A 17525-nucleotide genomic window follows, 5' to 3' on the forward strand; every position below is an offset into this window, starting at 1 on the left:
GCAGTAGTTTTTCAGCGGTTCCTCAATCGATCAGGCCGCGCTCGGCCCATGCCTGGGCGCGATCCATCAGCTTTTCAATAATGCTGTCCAGTTGCTGGCGCTCTTCCGCAGACAGAGATCCCATCAGGTCATTCTCGTACTGCTGCGCCAGCGGCACTATGCGCTCGTAGACGTCTCGCCCCAGCTCCGACAGGTTCAGAACCTGCCGGCGACGATCTGCCGGATCCTCGCTGCGGGTGATGTAATCGTTCTTCAGCAGCGAGGACACGGCGCGACTGATCGCCACCTTGTCCATCGCCGTCTGCTCCACCAGTTCGGCAGCCGACAGGTCCGGGAAGCGCCCCAGGATGGCCATCACCCGCCAGGCGGGAATGGTCAGATCGAAGCGCGCACCATAAGCTTGGGCGATGGCATTGCTCACCCGGTTCGACAGTACCGACAGCCGATAGGGCAAAAACTTTTCCAGGCGCAAATCGTCGCGCGCTACCTCCAGGCTCTCCGCATTGGAATGGGGCGCATTGTTATCAATTGTCATGGCTGTTCACACACCTGCTTTCTGCTCGGAGTTGTATCAGGTTACAAATGTAACTAACATTGGTTTCAATTGTAACCACTGCCACCGGAATTTTTCTCCGGCAAGGTTGCAGGTCATCAGACAAAATCGGTCGCGTATTATACGGCTTTGCGCGCCATTTTTGGTATCCAAATCCCGCCGCTGCGCTAAATTTTTGCGCACGTGCCCGGCGGCTATAGAGCAGTTGCTGCCCGGCAATTGCCGTCGCTTCATCTAATTGCGAGATAGCCCGATGAAAAACTGGATCAACTTCCCCCGTGTCGAAGGGGAAACCAGCCGGCAGGCCCACGCTGATTTTCCCGCGAACACCTATGAGCGCGAGATGGGCAAAGAGGGCTTCTTCGGCCCCGCCACCCACTTCTATCACCGCCACCCGCCGACGGGCTGGAGTAATTTCGAGGGGCCGCTGCGGCCGCACGCCTTCGACAGCACCAAGATGGTCCACCAGGGCAACAGCCCCTGGGATCACAAGCCGATTGTGCAAAACAGCGACAGCCTGGTGGCGCTGTGGACCTGCCATGAGGCCATGGATCACCTGGTGCGCAATGCCGATGGCGACCAGCTGCTGTTCGTCCACAACGGCAGCGGTGATCTCTACTGCGACTTCGGCCACCTGCACATTCGCGACGGCGACTACATCATGCTGCCGCGCGGCACCATGTGGCGACTGGAGCCCTTCGATGACGAGCCGCTGGAGCTGTTGATGGTGGAAGCCACCGGCAGCCACTTCCAGCTGCCGGAAAAGGGACTGGTCGGCCCTCACGCAATCTTCGACCCGGCCATACTGGATGTGCCGAGTATCGACGACAAGTTCCGCGCGCAGCAGACCGAGGATGAGTGGCCGGTCAGGGTAAAGGCCCGCCAGCAGGTCTCGACGATCACCTACCCGTTCAATCCGCTGGACGCGGTCGGCTGGAAAGGCGACAACCTGGCGGTGCGTATCAACTGGCGGGACATCCGCCCGCTGATGAGCCACAGGTACCACCTGCCGCCATCCGCGCACACGACCTTCGTGGCCCGCGGTTTCGTGGTGTGCACTTTTGCGCCGCGCCCGATCGAGAGCGACCCCGGCGCATTGAAAGTCCCCTTCTTCCACAACAACGATGACTTCGACGAACTGATTTTCTATCACCGCGGCGACTTCTTCAGTCGCGACAATATCTACCCGGGTATGCTGACCCTGCACCCGATGGGCTTCACCCACGGCCCGCATCCGAAGGCCTTTGCCGCCGGCGCCAAACACGCCAAGAAGGAAACCGATGAAGTCGCGGTCATGCTCGACAGCCGTACGCCCTGGAACATCCTGCCGGATGCCCACGCGGTCGAGTTGCCTGAGTACGTGGATAGCTGGGCGCAGCCGCACGATTAGCGAGCACCGCTCGCTGTGCGGTAGCGCGACCGGCCATGGGCCGAAGGCGCCGTGAATACCTGGAGCGGCCGGACTGGCCGGGCCGGCATTAGCTCCAGGGATGGCTGCTTGAAATGAAACATTTTTAGGCAGTAAGAAAAGGATCAAAGAACAATGAAACTCGCTTCCCTCAAAAAAGGCCGCGACGGCGAATTGATCGTCGTCTCCCGCGACCTGGGTCGCTACTGTGGGGCCGCCGATATTGCACCCACTCTGCAGGCGGCACTGGACGAGTGGGATATCGCACAACCGAAACTCGAAGCCCGTTTCGAGGCCCTGCAGGATGAGCAGATAACCAGCTTTCCGTTCACCCCCGCCGAATGCCACAGCCCCCTGCCCCGCGCCTATCACTGGGCCGACGGCAGTGCCTACGTGAACCATGTGGAACTGGTGCGCAAGGCCCGCGGTGCCGATATGCCGGAGTCATTCTGGACGGATCCGCTGATGTACCAGGGCGGCTCCGACACCTTTCTCGGACCCACCGAGGAAATCGCCATGCCCAGCACCGACTGGGGCATCGACTTCGAGGCGGAAGTGGCCGTTGTCACCACAGACGTGCCGATGGGCATCAGTGCGGCAAAGGCCGAGGACAGCATTCGCCTGCTGATGCTGGTCAACGACGTATCCCTGCGCAACCTGATCCCGGGCGAACTGGCCAAAGGCTTTGGCTTTTACCAGTCCAAACCCTCCAGCGCATTTTCCCCGGTGGCAGTGACGCCCGATGAACTTGGCCATCATTGGCGGGGTGGTATGGTACACCTGCCGCTGCATGCGATTCTGAACGGCGAGAAAATCGGCTCCCCCAACGCCGGCGTGGACATGACCTTCAATTTTCCACAACTGATTGCCCACGCCGCCAAGAGCCGCCCGCTGGGTGCCGGTACCATTATCGGCTCCGGAACCGTCTCGAATGTGGACCGCGCGGCGGGCTCCTGCTGCCTGGCGGAAGTCCGGATGCTGGAGATCATCGCCGACGGCAAAGCGAAAACACCATTCATGCAGTTCGGTGATCAGATCGAGATCGCCATGTACGATGAAAATGACAGCGACATCTTCGGCACCATTCATCAGCGAGTGGTGCAATACGTAAATCCCCAATAATTCCTCCCATAACAAACAGGACGAGAAATAAATGGAACTACACGGCTACTTCCGCTCCTCCGCCAGTTACCGCGTGCGCATCGCCCTCAACCTGAAAGGCCTGCAGTACGACTACCAGCCGGTGAATCTGCTGAAAGGCGAACAGCGCGGTGACGAGCACCGCAAACTGAATCCGCAGGGCCTGGTACCGGCACTGGTGGATGGCACCACCATCCTGACCCAGTCCCTGGCGATTCTGGAATGGCTCGACGATCAGTACCCGGAGCCGGCGCTACTGCCCAAAGACCCGCTGGCCCGCGCCAGAGTGCGCGCCATGGCCTACGGCATCGCCTGCGACATACAGCCGATACAGAACCTGCGTGTACTTCAATACCTTCAGTCCGAGTACGGCATCAGCGATGAGGAAAAAGTGAATTGGATCCGCCACTGGATTCACGAGGGCTTCAGCGCGCTGGAGCAACAGCTGGACCCAACCCCCTTTGCCGCCGGCGACCAGCCGGGACTGTTTGAGTGCTGCCTGATCCCGCAGATTTACAGCGCAGAGCGTTTCGGTATGGATATCGCCGAGTACCCGGCCATTCACCGCACTATGCTCGCCTGCAACGAAATTCCGGCGTTTGTGGAAGCGCGCCCGGAAAATCAGCCGGACAGCACCCTTTAACGTCCCCTCCAGATAGCGCCCTCGCTCTGCCTGAGTGAGGGTCTGCTTAAAAGTCAGCGTGTGCTGAGTCAACCTGCCGCAACCGTTGAGTTCTTGGCTACGCTATATACGCCATGGAGGAAAGCGTTTGGCAGTTCATATGCCAGACAGGCATACCAACATCTTTAAAAATTCTATTCCGGTGGTATTAGGCAAATTTCCTGCAGTTTTCGCCATGGCAGGTGGCGTCGATGATCCTTACGCTTTGCAATCATTATCAAGCAACGCAACTCGAGCGAGGAATCAGCATGAGTGAGAATATTGCGAATAAAGTGGTAGTAATTACTGGCGCCAGCAGCGGACTGGGTGAGGCGACAGCCCGACACCTTGCCAGCCTCGGCGCAAAGGTCGTGCTCGGCGCCCGCCGCGCCGACAAGCTCGAGAAAATCGCCGGCGAAATCCGCACTGCCGGCGGAGAGGCGGAATACCTGAAGACGGATGTAACTGTCCCCAGCGAAGTACAGGCGCTTGTTGACAAGGCGGTCAGTGCCTATGGACGCCTGGATGTCATCATCAACAATGCCGGTTTGATGGCGATAGCGCCGATCTCCGAACTTAAGGTTGATGAGTGGGACCGCATGATTGATATCAATATCAAGGGCGTGCTCTACGGCGTCGCCGCGGCGCTGCCGGTCTTTCAACAACAGAAGAGTGGTCACTTCATCAATATCTCCTCGGTCGCCGGTATCAAGGTATTTAGTCCGGGCGGCACTGTCTACAGTGGAACAAAGTACGCGGTGCGGGCAATCAGTGATGGACTGCGCCATGAGGTCGGCGGCGACATTCGCACCACCACTATCGAACCGGGCGCGGTTGAATCCGAACTCAAGTACGGCAGTTCACACCAGGAGAGCGCCGACATGCTGGGAGCTTTCTATCAACTGGCCATCCCGTCGGACTCGGTCGCCCGTGCCATTGCTTATGCCATCGAGCAACCCGCCAACGTGGACATCAATGAAATCGTGCTGCGACCGACAGTCCAGGATTTCTAAACGTCTCTCGAGTTCCTCAGGAACATTCCCTTTGTCCGAAGGGGACGGCCCGGCTTCGTCCACATGAGTCAAGTGCGGTGCGCGATCGATCAAGGACAGAAGATTGCGCCCAGTAAAAGATTACTTTCGACGCAATAAGTGATCTACCGCGCACATTGTCGACTCTGCTCAGGAGTTTTTGGTCTCCACACGCAGTGGCTCCTTGAATGTCAGGGTGCGGTATGGGAATGGAATCTCGATGCCGGCCTCATTAAGGGCTTTCTTTACTGCAGTGACCACTTCACCGGTGGACTCACGTATCGCCAGCGGGGTCGAGCCGGTCCACCAGGTGATTTCAATATCGACGCTGCTGTCGCCGAAGCCGTGGGGAAAAATCTGAATCGGATCGTCGTCGCGCACTGACTTGCAGGATTCCACCGCTTTTTTGATCACGCCCACCGAGCGGCTCACATCTTCATGGTAGGCCACCCCGGCGATGATACTGATCCTGCGCTTAACGCGATCGGTAAGTATCTCGCAAGGGTTCTTGAACAGAAAAAGATTGGGCACCACGACAAGCTCGCCGGTCAGCTTGCGTATCATGGTGTTGCGCACCTCGACAGATTCCACCCGCCCCACAATGCCCTCGCACTGGATCACATCCCCCTCCTCAAACGGGAAGTTCCACAGAATCTGAATCCCGGCGAAAAAGTTCTCGATGATATCCCTGAAAGCGAGGCCAATCGCGACTGACAGCAGGCCCACGGCCCCCAACGCCTTGCTCGGCGTAAAGTCCGGAAAGAGAATCATTGCCGCAAACAGCAGGCCAAAGAACCAGATGACGATGGTGAGCAGGCGAGCGAACAGGTCCCGCAGGGACTTGCGCGAGGTAGTACGCTGGAACAGCCGGGCACCAAAGTGGCGCAGTAAAAACACTACGACCCAGGTAAATATGACCACCGTCAATGCGGCAATCATATAGGGCGTGTGCGCGAGAAAATTCTCCCAAACCTGATCGAACGACTTGACCACGGTCCCGGCGGCTTCGGATACCGCTTCCGGGGTGATTTCCTCTAACGCGGATTCCTGTTCGTCTTTCTGCTGCAACTGTGGATTCAGCCGAAAAGACACCAGTTTGAAAAGGGGCGATAAAAATTCATTCACCGGGTTTGCGCCCCAACGCTATCTTCAACGATATCTTCCAGTCGTATCCGCTTTTGCAGAAACCGCTGCGACTCCTCGAACGACATCCCGTCGGCCCTCCATGGCCGATGCTATGAGCGCCAGTAGTTGACGGCACAATCTTCGAGCCGCCCGCCGACTAACCAGGAAAAAACACGGGAGGACTGTACGCCCGCCAATGCCAGCGCCCCACCTGTGTTGACCTATGAATCCGGCTCATAATTATAGCCGTGAGACCTCCTGCACTGCCTTGACTGCGGCGTCCATACTGCCCGAAATCGATCGCGCCGGTGGCCAAACCGACATGAACCTCCTCCGGGCATTCAGGACCGCGGCAGCTGCGCCAATAGGAAGTCACGCATGTTTTCGCCCATCAGTTTGCGGATCTCACCTTCGGTGAATCCCTGTTTCAGCATTTCCTCGGTCAACACGCCCAATTCGCCGGCATCGAAAGCAACTTCAACGGCACCGTCACAATCTGAACCCAGGGCAACGCGCTCCAAGCCAACGAGCCCGATGGCACAACGTGCGGTCTTGACGATCTGTCGCGCCGCCCCGCGGCAGTTCCACATGGCCGCAATCCGCCTCTACGGCGATATCTCAGGCCCATAGGAAGCTGTCAGCACGTAAGTCGCCGATGAGCAGGGTTTTGTGCAGAATAGCGGCCTTCTCAGCCAGCGGTGGATATACGCCCCTCAGACGCTTGTCCATTTTCGGCTCGACGCCGGGCAACAGCAGCCACTTCCAGCCGGCGAACAAAACCAGAACAACAAGTGTCAAAGCCACATAGAGTTTTTTAGCACTGACCACCGCACCAGTATTCGTTATTGGTTTTGGCCGACCATCAGTGCTCACCAGCAGAAAAGAATGTCCAAATTAAAACCAGTCGAGGATTATCTGTGACAGCAATCTACCGCCTTCCCTGGCTTCTAATACTTGCCGTCCTGCTCAGCGGATGCGCGGTACTCTCGCCGAACTTTCAGAAACCGGAAGTGGAGATTACCTCACTGGAACCACTGCCAGCGGGCCCGGGTAACGATCTGCGTTTCCGCATTCACCTGCGGGTATTCAACCCCAACAATTCAGAGCTGGCACTGTCCGGGCTCTATTACACCCTGAGTCTCGCCGGCAATAAGGTGATTACCGGCACATCCAGCAATCTGCCGCCCATTGCGCCTTACGGGCAGGACAATATTACGGTGGATGCGACGGCCAGTCTGGTGGGATCAATTTTTGCAGCCGCAGAGCTGATCGGCAGCCGCATGGATACGGTGCCTTATGAACTGGAAGCGAAACTGGGTTTGCGCCGGTCGATAGTGCCGTCGATTACTGTACGCCGGCGCGGTGAGATACGCCTGGCTCAGTACCGCTAATCAGCGTTTTCATTCGAGAACCTGATCCGGCTCCAGAATCCAGCAGCGGGGGTTGTTGCTATAGCCCAGCAGCGGGTAGTAGTCATTGGCCGCGGGTGCGGCCAACAGGATCAGTTTGCACCGGGGCCCCAGCTGTTGCTGCGTAACGGACTGCAGCCTGCGACCGATGCCGAGCCGCTGGAAATCCCGGTGCACGGCCAGATCGGAGAGATAGCAGCAGTAGTGGAAATCCGTCACCGAGCGGGCGATGCCCACCAGCTGGTCATCGCTCCAGGCAGTCACGCTGAGATTGCCGTTTTCGACCATCCCCTGCATGCAGTCGGGATCGTCTACCGGGCGGCGCTCGGCGAGGGTTGAATGGCGCAGCAGCTCGACAAACTGCTGCGCAGAGATGTGATGGTTGATGCGGTATTCGATGGACACCGGCTACGCTTCAGCGTCGCGCCGCGAGAATGCCGCCGGTCATGGCAGCCAGCGAGGCCAGTGCACCCAGCCCCACCAGGCTATAGAGACTGATGGACTGCTGCACTACTCCACTCAACAGCTCCCCGAAGGGGAACTGCCAGACGACGATCGCCGATGCCGCTACGACAGCGGCATACTGGGCGCGGGTGGCGCGGCGCTCGGCACGCTTGGTCGGCGCCGGCAGCTGCTGCATCACGCGCTCACAGAAACCGTCGTTGTCCAGATAGGGCTCATTGAACTGCAGCTGCTTGCTGAGCCACTGGTCAAAATCCGGGTCGCCGAAATCCACTTCTTTGCCGTGCAATACTGAATCGCTCAAGGTATTCGGGTTCCGTTGTTCAAACTTATCCACTGACCACCTCCTCGCGCCATGCCTGCAGCATTGTCTGCAATTTGGCTCGCGCGCGATTGACATGAGATTTTACCGTACCAAGTGGCAACTTCATAATACTGGCCGCCTCTTCGTGGGAGAAACCCCGCTGCATGCACAGGTGCACTGCCTGGCGCTGGGCGTCGCTGAGCGTGCTCATGGCGGAATTCAGGTCCCGCGCCATACCCAACTGCTGGGCTTCCTCAACGCTCTCCTCCGCCTGCGCCCGGTCAACCGCGTCCTGGTCGACCACCGGTGCGTTCTTGCGTTTATAGCTCATGACGAGGTTGTAGGCGATGCGGTACAGCCAGGTGCTGAAACGCGCATCCCCACGAAAAGCCGGCAGTGCCTTGTAGGCCTTGATAAAGGCTTCCTGGGCCATGTCGTCCGCGAGGGCCTGGTCGCCATCGCACAGCTGACGGAGCGAGAATCGCAGCTGTGACTGATAGCGCCGAACCAGCTGGGCGTAAGCCCGCTGGTCCCCGTCTTCGACGACGCGCCGAATTAAATCCTCGTCATTGAGGTCCATAAACCGCTGTCCCCTATCCCCTTATTGCTGGGGCTGCTTATTATCCAGTTTCCAGTTGACGAAGCGGGCGACACCGATAAACAGCGGTATCAGGCCGAGACTACCGGCCTCAGGTCCGGCGGCCACGGTGAGCCAGATGAAGATCGCCAGGCCGACAGCGATCAGGGTAAAACCGCGATCCTTCATATTGCGCGGGGACTCCCCCTCCATCGCATCCAGCAGTTCCGGCGGGATATCGCGACCCTCGGCGACCATGCGGTTGATGTTATCCATCAGCAGCTGCTTCTTGCGATAGCTGTTACGGGTCACCAGCCAGACGATCAATATGGGCGTACCGAACACCGCCAGAATCGAGATAATCGGGATCATCACCGCGGCATCGCCCTTAAAGGGGAAGTCGTCGTGATCGTGGGCATCGTGGTGGCCACCACGGGGCTCGTCGAAGTCACCGGAAATGCCGATATTGATATTCTTCGGCACGCTGTCCAGCGCCTCTTCGACAATCAGCCCCCTCTCGTCGAGAATTCCCTTGTTCTCCAGCTTCTCGATGATCCGCCGACTAAGGGCACCGCCGAACTCCGCGCCGAGGTCGACCTGTACCTCGCTGCGATCGCCATTCTCGTCCCGGGTACGGATGCGCAGATTGCCATTCTGGTCACGGGTGATGCGCACCTGCTTTTCGACCCTCTCTTGCTGCGGCGATCGGGGAGCCTCAGCGGCAGCCGGTGGCTTGGGGGGCTCTGGCATTACCTGGTCTTCCGCAGGAGTTTCCTGGGCCCAGCCGCCGGCGACACTGAATGCCGCCAGCAGGGCAACGAGCCAGCGGGCGCCGGCCCGCGCAGGGTTTAGTTTTCTCGCTCTCATTTTGTGCTCTCGATTAGTACTTTATTTCAAACTATCCAGAAATCGGGGTAAATCTTACATTACCGTCAGCCGCTCGCCAGGATAGGGATTCGCCGCCCCACCCTGCACCGGCTTCTCTTCGGCAATCCGCACTGGGTAGCCAGTGCCGCTACGCTCCTCGTGGGCCTTGTCCCGGCACTCCTGCAGCTTGCGCGAAAAGGCCTCTTCGGTCTTTTGCGTCAGCTCCTGCTGCACTTCCGCCAGGGGGAGCTTCAGCTCCGCGGCGCCGGCCTCCAATGCAGTCAGCATCATTGCCAGCGCGGCGTAGAATTGTACCTTCTTAAGTGATCCTGCGGTTACCATGGTCGCCTCCAGGTAGAATTTCCTTGTACACCCTAAAGACAACCCCACTGCGGGACTTGGATGCAGCGTTGCGGAAAATTTTTTCGAGTCCAGCATTGATGGCCAGACTGGGGGCATTGCACGGAACTGGACCCCCGGGCAGGAATGTCGCGATAATCCCCTGCTCGAACAAGGATCAGAAAAAGATGCCAGCGCCCAAAGAAATACTGACATTCTGGTTCGGCCAGCCGCAGCTGGATGCGGTGCCGGACGACAACCACCGCCAGCGCTGGTTTGCCGGCGGCGAGGAACTGGACCGCAAGATCGAGAAGTACTTCGATTCCACCGTGGAAGCTGCCCTGGACGGGGATCTCGCGCAGTGGCGCGAGACACTCGAGGGCGAACTGGCACTGGTGCTGGTCTGCGACCAGTTCACCCGCAATATCTATCGCGACAGCGATCGCGCCTATGCCGGCGATCCGCTGGCGCTCGATGTCGCCCTGAGCATTATTGGACGCGGGGACGACCGGGAAATGGGCCTCTACCAGCGCGCCTTCCTCGGCATGCCGCTGGAGCACAGCGAGGAAGCGGCGATGCAGAAGCGCTCGGTGGACTACTTCAACCAGCTGCGGCTGGATTACCTGGACGGCGCCGAGGGCGCGGCCCAGGCCGAGAACTTCTATCAGTACGCCGTTGCCCACCGCAAGGTGATCGACGAGTTCGGCCGCTACCCGCACCGCAATGCGGCGCTCGGACGGGAGTCCACGCCGGACGAACAGAAATGGCTCGACCAGGGAGGGGGCTTCTGATGGATCTGCTCAACTGGCTGTCACTGGCCGGGATCTGTGCCCTCGGCGCCATGTCACCGGGGCCCAGCCTGCTGATCGTACTGCGCAGTGCCGCCTCCGGGCTGCGCCAGGGCCTCGCCTGTGCGCTGGCACACGGGGCGGCAATCGCCATCTATGCGGGCCTGACAGCCTTCGGTCTGGCGGTACTTATTACCCGCTCTCCAGTGCTGTTCAACATCTTACAGTGGGCCGGTGCGGCCATGCTCGTATATCTGGGCTGGAAGGCACTGCGCGCCCCGGCGCCCAATACGGCGGCGGCCAATATTCCGGCACCCCACCAGACCGTGCGCCGTTCGGCCCTGCAGGGATTTGGTGTCGCTTTTTTCAACCCCAAGGTCGCGGTGTTCTTTACCGCCCTGTTCAGCCAGTTTGTGGCCGAGCAACAGGCTCTGAACACCAAGCTGGGCATGGCTGCGCTGGCCGCCGGCATAGACGCAGGCTGGTACTGCCTGATCGCGCTCGCCGTATACGCAGGCCGCAATCGCAGCTGGGTCAGCAAGTCCGCCGGCCACCGCATGCAACAACTGTTTGGCCTTTTACTGATCGGGCTGGCGGCAAGGCTCGTACTGACACTTTGAAGCCCTTTAGACACGCCCCCAGTACCGGCGTTTTCCAGGCATAAAAAAAGGCCCGCTGTGCGGGCCTTAAACGTCTTACTGCGGGGTCGGAGCCAACTGTCAAATGGGGGGGTAGACAGACAGCCGGCTACCAGATTCATTATGACAGCCCCGCCCAGGTTACACAGGCGAGCCACCGCAATGCCGGCTCCGCTTATCGCATCCCCTGCCACAACCACGACTGCGTCACATTCACTTTCTTTGACGTTGACACTGAACATGCATACATATACTGTATGTGCATACAGACTTATCAAATGCCGCAAAATAACCGGAGGCAAAACATGGCCGTAGTAGCTGTTTGGAAATGCGATAGAGACGGAGCAATGTTCGACAACAAGAAAGACGCCGAAGAACACGACAAGATGCTGGAACTGGCCGCCAATATCACCTCGCTGATTGAGCGCCATATCGACGGTATTTCCGAACAGGCCGGAGAAGAAATCGGCCTGCTGCTGGCCAAGCGCCGTGAGGACCTGGCCAAAGCCTGCAAGGGCAAGCCGGAAGTTCTGTTGGAAGAGAATGAAGCAAAAGCAGAGACAGCAGCGGAATCTGCACAGGACTCTGACGACGACCGCGTCACAGCCTTTGCCGCCAACCAGTAATTTTATATTTCCATCCCTGTACTATGCGCCCGGCTTTGCCGGGCTTTTTTTTGTTGTCTATCTAGGCAAAGCCCGGATCATCGATCAGGCTGCGCCTAATGCCTTGACAATATCGATCACCGCCAGGACAAGAATAACTGTCCAGCTGATGGCCGTACCGAAGAAACGTCCCGGATGGTAGCCCCCCTTCCCCCAAGTAAGACCGAAGGCGTGTAGCAGGCGCCCAAAAACAAACAGCGCACCCAGGATATGCAGCCACAGTGCACCCAGCCCATTGAGCTCCGCGATCAGCATCAGCAGCAGCGCCATCGGCATATATTCGGTAGCGTTGGCGTGCACCCGCACCCGCACCTGATTGAGGCGGTCGTCGCCACTGCCCATCCCGACATTTTTCGACCAGCGGAACTGCACCACGCGCGCGGCGAGGGCGATAAGCAGAATTGCGCAGAGGCCCGCATAAAGCGCTGTTACTGTAGCCATTTTTCTTTTCCTCAAAAAAGCGGGCCAATGCCCGCTTATCTATATTTATTATTGAACAGAGCAATTGCCCTGCCCTGAGCGGTCAGCGTTTGTAGCCGAACTCGTGCCCCTGCTCAGGCTTCAGATAGCGGTCACGCAGGCGCGTGGATCGGGTCACCAGTGACAGGGGCTTGCCGTCGATCAGCACCTGCTCCGGGTAACTGGTAACCTCCAGCGGATCGCCACTCCACACGACGATATCCGCCACCGCGCCGGGCTCGAGGCTGCCGCCCTCGAGATCGAAAATCTGCGCCACGTTGGCACTGATGGACTTGAGCCCATCCTCATAGGGCAGGCCGCTGGCCACGGCATTGCCGGCGGATTGCCGCGAGAGGTACACGTTGTGGGTCGAGGCATATTCCGGGCCGCCAATGGCCACAGTAACGCCAGCTTTGGCCAGCAGCGCCGCGTTGTCCAGGCGTGCACCGAGACTGGAAAAAGAAAGCGGCAGATTGTTGATCGCATCGATCACCACCGGAACCCTGGCCGCAGCCAGCTGATCCGCCACCATCCAGCCCTCCGCCGCACCGAAGATCACCAGCTGCAGATTGAATTCTTGGGCCAGCTCGATTGCCCACAGAATATCACTGGCTCGATCGGCGGTGACCAGCAGCGGCTGTTTGCCACTGATCAGCAGCTGCAGCGCCTCCAGGTCGGCAATGCTGTGGCCCATCTCACGCCAGTCGCCGCGGCGAATCGAGTCCTTGTTGTCCCGGTATTCACGCGCTTCCTCGAGGGCATTTTTGATTTTCGCATAGGCACTGGCGCGGCTGCCGCCGGCCAGCTGACCACCGGCCTCACCCAGATACGCTTTCTGGGCAATATCTGTGGCCACCACGCTGTCGAAATCGCCATTCAGCTTGATGGCGAAACTGCGCCCGGCGAAGACACGCTGCGGGTCGCCGACACTGTCACCCCACAGGCTGATACCCGGAAATACCAGCGCACGGGTCACACCGCCGGCACGGTTGAACGGGATCAGTGTGGATTTCGGGTTGTACGCGGGCAGCGGGTCGAAGGCACTGCCGATACTGTCACCGGTCACCGCGAAGTCGTTAGTCGCGTTGGCCGCGCCAATTTCCACCAGTCCCAGCTCGGACACCGGCGCAATCACGCCCGGCGTAACCACCTTGCCACGCGCATCGATCACTTTGTCTGCATCGGCATTCAGGGAAAGCCCGATTTCCTTTACGCGCCCGTCGACCACCAGCACATCGGCGGAGTCGAAACTGCCCGCATCAGACAGGGTGTGTAGCTTACCGCCCTTGATCAGGATCGATTCCGCCTGCGCGGAGGCCGTCACCAGCCCGAGGACCAGGGCGCAAATCGCGCATATTCTGCTTTTCAATTGCCCGCTCACAGCCGTTCCCCCTCTGCATCGAGAATGCCCAGCTCAAAGTCGCTGTGCGGTTGGCGCGCCTTGTCCGCGCGGTCGTACATCAGCTCTCCGTCGATAAAGACCTTGTCGGCCTTGCTATAGACGCTGAACGGATTGCCGGACCAGACCACCACGTCGGCCATCTTGCCCTTCTCCAGGCTGCCGGTCTGCTCATCGATGCCCAGCGCCTTGGCCGGGTTCATGCTCATCCAGACCACCGCGTCTTTCGGCTGAATATCAAAGCCGGCACGCTGGCCCGCGGTCATGGCCTTGGCCACTTCCTCGTTCAGGTGCTGAATGCCCACGGCAGAATCCGAGTGAATCATCGCGCAGGCCTTGGCCTGATCGACGATAGCGATGTTGGCCTCGGTCATATCGAAGGCCTCGTGCTTGAAGCCCCACCAGTCGGCCCACATGGCCGCGCAGACATTGTTCTCCGCCAGCAGGTCGGCAACCTTGTAGGCCTCGACGGCGTGGTGGAAGGTGGAGATCTGGAAATCGAACTCCTTGGCGACATCCATCATGATCGCCATTTCCTCGCCGCGGTAGCAGTGGTTGTGCACCAGGATTTCGCCATCGAGCACACCGGCCAGGGTTTCCAGCTGCAGATCGCGTTCCGGCTCGTCACCACCGTTCTCGCGATACTTTTCCCACTTATCGCTGTATTCGCTGGCTGCAATCCACGCACTACGGTAACCCGCCACGTTGCCCATCCGGGTGGAGGGCGCGGTACCCTTACCGCCGTAGACGCGCTTGGGGTTTTCACCACAGGCCATCTTCAAGCCGTAGGGTGCGCCCGGGAATTTCATATCCTGCACGCGACGCCCGGGCACGTTTTTCAGGGTAACGCTGCGACCGCCGAACAGGTTGGCAGACCCCGGCAGTATCTGCATCGTGGTCACCCCGCCGGCCAGCGCCAGCGCGAACTGAGGATCCTGAGTCCACACCGAGTGCTCCGCCCATACCTCTGCGGTATTCGGCGAGGTCATTTCATTGCCATCCTGAGAGGACTCGATAGCCGGTGCCGGGTAGTTACCCAGGTGCGAGTGGACGTCGATAATGCCCGGAGTGACCCACTTGCCCTTGCCATCTACGACCAGGGCATCCTTGGGCGCCTTGAGACCCTCACCGATTTTCGCGATCTTACCGTCCTTGAACAGGAGGTCGGTACTATCCAGTTGCTCGCCAGTACCGGTGAGCAGGGTTGCGCCCTGAATCAGTACCGGCTGGGACTGAGTGATGGAGTAAGTGGAAGGAAAGGCATCCTGGCGGGCGAAATCCTTGGATTTCTTGTCACCGTCCGCCTTCTCGTCTCCCCCGCAACCGGACAGTAATAGCGCGGTCGAAAAAACGGCCGCGATACAGTGCCCGAATGTTCGAGAGTGCAGCTGCATAGTGGATCATCCAGTGTTATTAGTTATTGTGAGGCATGCTAACAGGTTGACGCGCGCTAGCCATTACCAAAACTACCAAAGCCTTGATTCAGTTGCCATCGAGACTGCGCACAGAGGAGGCCCGCCGGCGTTTTTCCGCTGGAAGCGCACCGCCACCCGCATCAGTCGCCAATTGCAAAAAAAATGACTCGAGTCGCGCCTCACAATTCAGCGCAATCATCAGCTGCACTAGAGCCACCAGATTGCAGCCGCGACCATTCTCCAAGCGCTTCAAAGTACTGAGGCCCACGCCGGATTCGCTTGCCAGTGATTCTTGGGAAACGTTGCGGGCAAGACGCAAGCTGCGGAAGTGATCCCCTAGCTGCTCCAACACTTTTTGTGGCTCGGTCGACTTCATACTCAGCCCATTCCTGCATGCATGAGCGAAAATTATAAATCGATTCCGAACGCGTGAGCATATGGAGCCTGTTCGGGGCAAGCGCGACTTAAATGAGAGCAGAATCGAACGGTCAGTAATGGAACAGCTTGATGATCGGCTCGCCGTTGTCGCACTCACCGACCACTTCCGGCTCGGAGATCTTCGAGCCCGCCTGCAGGATCTTGTCGCTGGGATAGCTGACAAAGCAGGCATATCGGAAATTCACCGCCCAATTGCAGTACAGGCGGCCGTTTTCTTCCTCATAGAAGCGCAACTGGCAGAAACTCAGGGAGGGACTCTCGCCACCTTCCGATTCGGGACCGACATTAATAGTGGTCTCACCGTAGCAGGGGACGGATAACAGCAGACCGAAGGCGAGCAACCACCGCCACATAACCTCACCCGCAAAATCACTGCCTAACTCCAGATAAGCGTAGCAGCGCCCGGCGCCCTTTTCCTCCTCGGCGAATGCATTTTTGCGGCGCCTCAGCGCCCGGCGGCCAGCGTCTGAAAGCTATGGGATTCAGCCAGGGTCAGCTGCAGCTCGTACTTCTGCACAATCGCCATAAAGCGCTGTACGTAAATGCGGCCCACCGGCGCGTAGGGGGGCATCCACTCGTCCGGGCCCTTGTCACCCTTGCTCTGGTTGCGGCCGTCGTCCACCAGCCACAAGTTGTCCGGATCCTCCGCAAAGCGGCGCTTGCGCTCGCGGCTCCAGTGGGCACCGCCGTGATCGTGGGCCCACTTCAGCGGCACTATGTGCTCCACATCCAGATCGGAGGCCTTGAAGTAGAAATTGCCGGTATAGGGATCCAGCCACAGTCCGGTGGACACCTTACAGCCGTCCGCGCGAGTGAAAGTTACCGGAGCCAGGGAATAGCGGACCAGCAGCTCGTGCCGGGTATCCTGGCAATCCCGGTCAAAATCGGACCAGCGCGGCAACCACTCCGCCCTGTCGTAGGAACCCGCCACAGCCGGAACGCCGACGAGCAGGAGCGAAAGCAAAATAACCCGTGCGATTATTGATCGAATACACATACGACAACTACCAATCAACGATTGGCACAATCGTACACAATACTATTCGTACGAAATATCGATCAATTCACTGTGCGGGAAAGCCGCAGTCAATTAGTCGCCGCGGCGTGCATAGTAAAAGGGAAAAGTTACTCGAAGACGCGCTCGCGCTTTTCCAGTACCGCCGCCACGGCGGCTGACCAAAGCGCGTACCCTTTGTCATTGAGGTGCAGGCCATCGGCGAGAAAGACATCCGTCATTGGCCTGCCATTGTCCAGCAGTGCGCTGGCCACATCGATATAGAAATAACCATCGCGTTCGGCGCACAGCTTTTCGAACATCTGATTGGCCTGCTCCATTTTTGGCCACAGTGACCAGCGCGCGAGGCTGGGCTTGATGGAAATAAAGTAAATGCGCAGATCCGGCTGTCGCTCGCGCAGCTTGTCGCTCAGCGCCAGAAACTTATCCAAAACCTGCTGTGGCTCGAGGCCCTGGGCGATATCGTTGTCACCCTCATAGATGGCGACCGCCCGCGGCCGATACTTGGAAATCAACGGCTCGGAGTAATACAGCAGGTCGTTCATATTGCTGCCGCCGAATCCGCGCGGAATGACCCGGATGCCCGGCATATCGCGCTGCATGCGCGGGTGCCACATGCGGATACTGGAGCTGCCGGTCACCACCACCCCACCCGGAACCACGGGACGCCGGGCATCCAGCAGTGCGAAATGTGCTACCTCCTGCTGGAATCTGAGCGGGTCGGCATAGTCCACCACTGGAGCGGCCGCCACTTCGACACTGAACAGCAGGATTGCTCCAATCAGGGCGAAAACTTTCCTCATGCGCGGGGGCTTCCTTCTTTTATTCTTCC

Annotated in this window: 24 protein-coding genes; 8 read left to right on the forward strand and 16 right to left on the reverse strand. The window is 59.0% G+C overall.

Annotated features, from left to right (window positions below):
- Window positions 1-22 precede the first annotated feature (22 nt).
- Window positions 23-535 (reverse strand): MarR family winged helix-turn-helix transcriptional regulator, encoded by a 513-nt coding sequence (locus BUC36_RS02705; protein WP_084535520.1) that lies wholly within the window; start codon window positions 533-535, stop codon window positions 23-25.
- Between the two features lie 271 nt (window positions 536-806).
- Between BUC36_RS02705 and BUC36_RS02710 the strand changes: the two genes are divergently transcribed.
- From BUC36_RS02710 to BUC36_RS02725, 4 genes are all read left to right on the forward strand, one after another.
- Window positions 807-1943: a homogentisate 1,2-dioxygenase gene (locus BUC36_RS02710; RefSeq protein ID WP_073271192.1), complete on the forward strand. Its 1137-nt coding sequence runs from the start codon at window positions 807-809 to the stop codon at window positions 1941-1943.
- Window positions 1944-2096: 153 nt separating this feature from the next.
- Window positions 2097-3083: a fumarylacetoacetate hydrolase family protein gene (locus BUC36_RS02715; protein WP_073271194.1), complete on the forward strand. Its 987-nt coding sequence runs from the start codon at window positions 2097-2099 to the stop codon at window positions 3081-3083.
- A 31-nt stretch (window positions 3084-3114) separates the two neighbouring features.
- A complete protein-coding gene (gene maiA, locus BUC36_RS02720; protein WP_073271196.1) occupies window positions 3115-3744 on the forward strand; it encodes a maleylacetoacetate isomerase in 630 nt (209 codons plus the stop codon).
- Window positions 3745-4031: 287 nt separating this feature from the next.
- Complete coding sequence (locus BUC36_RS02725; RefSeq protein WP_073271197.1) at window positions 4032-4775, forward strand: SDR family oxidoreductase; 744 nt, start codon at window positions 4032-4034, stop codon at window positions 4773-4775.
- 168 nt (window positions 4776-4943) lie between these two features.
- Here BUC36_RS02725 and BUC36_RS02730 read toward each other — a convergent pair whose 3' ends face one another.
- The 3 genes from BUC36_RS02730 to BUC36_RS02740 form a co-directional block, all read right to left on the reverse strand.
- Complete coding sequence (locus BUC36_RS02730) at window positions 4944-5918, reverse strand: mechanosensitive ion channel family protein (RefSeq protein ID WP_143186865.1); 975 nt, start codon at window positions 5916-5918, stop codon at window positions 4944-4946.
- A gap of 341 nt (window positions 5919-6259) precedes the next feature.
- Complete coding sequence (locus tag BUC36_RS02735; RefSeq protein ID WP_073271198.1) at window positions 6260-6508, reverse strand: membrane dipeptidase; 249 nt, start codon at window positions 6506-6508, stop codon at window positions 6260-6262.
- Window positions 6509-6536: 28 nt separating this feature from the next.
- Window positions 6537-6746, reverse strand: a complete 210-nt coding sequence (locus BUC36_RS02740; RefSeq protein ID WP_073271200.1) for a hypothetical protein — start codon at window positions 6744-6746, stop codon at window positions 6537-6539.
- Window positions 6747-6835: 89 nt separating this feature from the next.
- Between BUC36_RS02740 and BUC36_RS02745 the strand changes: the two genes are divergently transcribed.
- Window positions 6836-7309 (forward strand): LEA/WHy family protein, encoded by a 474-nt coding sequence (locus BUC36_RS02745; RefSeq protein ID WP_159435970.1) that lies wholly within the window; start codon window positions 6836-6838, stop codon window positions 7307-7309.
- Window positions 7310-7318: 9 nt separating this feature from the next.
- On the opposite strand, the gene BUC36_RS02750 is transcribed toward BUC36_RS02745, so the two are convergent.
- Genes BUC36_RS02750 through BUC36_RS02770 form a run of 5 tightly spaced genes read right to left on the reverse strand, consistent with a single transcriptional unit; the run spans window position 7319 to window position 9879 of the window.
- Window positions 7319-7732 carry a GNAT family N-acetyltransferase gene (locus BUC36_RS02750; RefSeq protein ID WP_073271202.1) on the reverse strand — a complete coding sequence of 138 codons (414 nt, stop codon included), beginning with the start codon at window positions 7730-7732 and terminating at the stop codon, window positions 7319-7321.
- Between the two features lie 10 nt (window positions 7733-7742).
- Entirely contained in the window at window positions 7743-8126 is a 384-nt protein-coding gene (locus BUC36_RS02755) for a hypothetical protein (protein WP_073271204.1), read from the reverse strand.
- A complete protein-coding gene (locus BUC36_RS02760; protein ID WP_073271206.1) occupies window positions 8119-8673 on the reverse strand; it encodes a sigma-70 family RNA polymerase sigma factor in 555 nt (184 codons plus the stop codon). The genes BUC36_RS02755 and BUC36_RS02760 overlap by 8 nt, the downstream gene beginning before the upstream one ends.
- Window positions 8674-8694: 21 nt before the next feature.
- Entirely contained in the window at window positions 8695-9537 is an 843-nt protein-coding gene (locus BUC36_RS02765; protein WP_073271208.1) for a DUF6249 domain-containing protein, read from the reverse strand.
- Window positions 9538-9591: 54 nt separating this feature from the next.
- Window positions 9592-9879 carry a hypothetical protein gene (locus tag BUC36_RS02770; protein WP_073271210.1) on the reverse strand — a complete coding sequence of 96 codons (288 nt, stop codon included), beginning with the start codon at window positions 9877-9879 and terminating at the stop codon, window positions 9592-9594.
- Window positions 9880-10064: 185 nt separating this feature from the next.
- Between BUC36_RS02770 and BUC36_RS02775 the strand changes: the two genes are divergently transcribed.
- The 3 genes from BUC36_RS02775 (at window position 10065) to BUC36_RS02785 (ending at window position 11928) form a co-directional block, all read left to right on the forward strand.
- On the forward strand, window positions 10065-10667 hold the full coding sequence (locus tag BUC36_RS02775) for a DUF924 family protein (RefSeq protein ID WP_073271212.1): 603 nt from the start codon (window positions 10065-10067) through the stop codon (window positions 10665-10667).
- Window positions 10667-11284, forward strand: coding sequence for a LysE family translocator (locus BUC36_RS02780; protein WP_073271214.1), 618 nt, complete (start codon window positions 10667-10669; stop codon window positions 11282-11284). Before BUC36_RS02775 ends, BUC36_RS02780 begins: the two co-directional genes overlap by 1 nt.
- A gap of 323 nt (window positions 11285-11607) precedes the next feature.
- Window positions 11608-11928: a YebG family protein gene (locus BUC36_RS02785; RefSeq protein ID WP_073271216.1), complete on the forward strand. Its 321-nt coding sequence runs from the start codon at window positions 11608-11610 to the stop codon at window positions 11926-11928.
- Between the two features lie 84 nt (window positions 11929-12012).
- Here the strand turns inward: BUC36_RS02785 and BUC36_RS02790 are convergent, their stop codons facing one another.
- The 7 genes from BUC36_RS02790 to BUC36_RS02820 all read right to left on the reverse strand — a co-directional run bounded on the left by BUC36_RS02790 (window position 12013) and on the right by BUC36_RS02820 (window position 17496).
- Window positions 12013-12408, reverse strand: coding sequence for an MAPEG family protein (locus BUC36_RS02790; RefSeq protein ID WP_073271218.1), 396 nt, complete (start codon window positions 12406-12408; stop codon window positions 12013-12015).
- An 82-nt stretch (window positions 12409-12490) separates the two neighbouring features.
- Window positions 12491-13795: an amidohydrolase family protein gene (locus BUC36_RS02795; RefSeq protein WP_084535811.1), complete on the reverse strand. Its 1305-nt coding sequence runs from the start codon at window positions 13793-13795 to the stop codon at window positions 12491-12493.
- A gap of 8 nt (window positions 13796-13803) precedes the next feature.
- Window positions 13804-15219 (reverse strand): amidohydrolase, encoded by a 1416-nt coding sequence (locus BUC36_RS02800; protein WP_073271222.1) that lies wholly within the window; start codon window positions 15217-15219, stop codon window positions 13804-13806.
- An 88-nt stretch (window positions 15220-15307) separates the two neighbouring features.
- Window positions 15308-15616 carry a helix-turn-helix domain-containing protein gene (locus BUC36_RS18945; RefSeq protein WP_073271224.1) on the reverse strand — a complete coding sequence of 103 codons (309 nt, stop codon included), beginning with the start codon at window positions 15614-15616 and terminating at the stop codon, window positions 15308-15310.
- A gap of 112 nt (window positions 15617-15728) precedes the next feature.
- Complete coding sequence (locus BUC36_RS18950; RefSeq protein ID WP_073271226.1) at window positions 15729-16031, reverse strand: hypothetical protein; 303 nt, start codon at window positions 16029-16031, stop codon at window positions 15729-15731.
- 92 nt (window positions 16032-16123) lie between these two features.
- Window positions 16124-16609, reverse strand: coding sequence for a GmrSD restriction endonuclease domain-containing protein (locus BUC36_RS02815; RefSeq protein ID WP_234994871.1), 486 nt, complete (start codon window positions 16607-16609; stop codon window positions 16124-16126).
- Window positions 16610-16803: 194 nt separating this feature from the next.
- A complete protein-coding gene (locus BUC36_RS02820; protein WP_073271230.1) occupies window positions 16804-17496 on the reverse strand; it encodes a GDSL-type esterase/lipase family protein in 693 nt (230 codons plus the stop codon).
- Window positions 17497-17525: the final 29 nt, after the last annotated feature.

It is taken from the genome of Microbulbifer donghaiensis (genome assembly GCF_900129095.1).
Classification (GTDB): Bacteria; Pseudomonadota; Gammaproteobacteria; order Pseudomonadales; family Cellvibrionaceae; genus Microbulbifer; species Microbulbifer donghaiensis.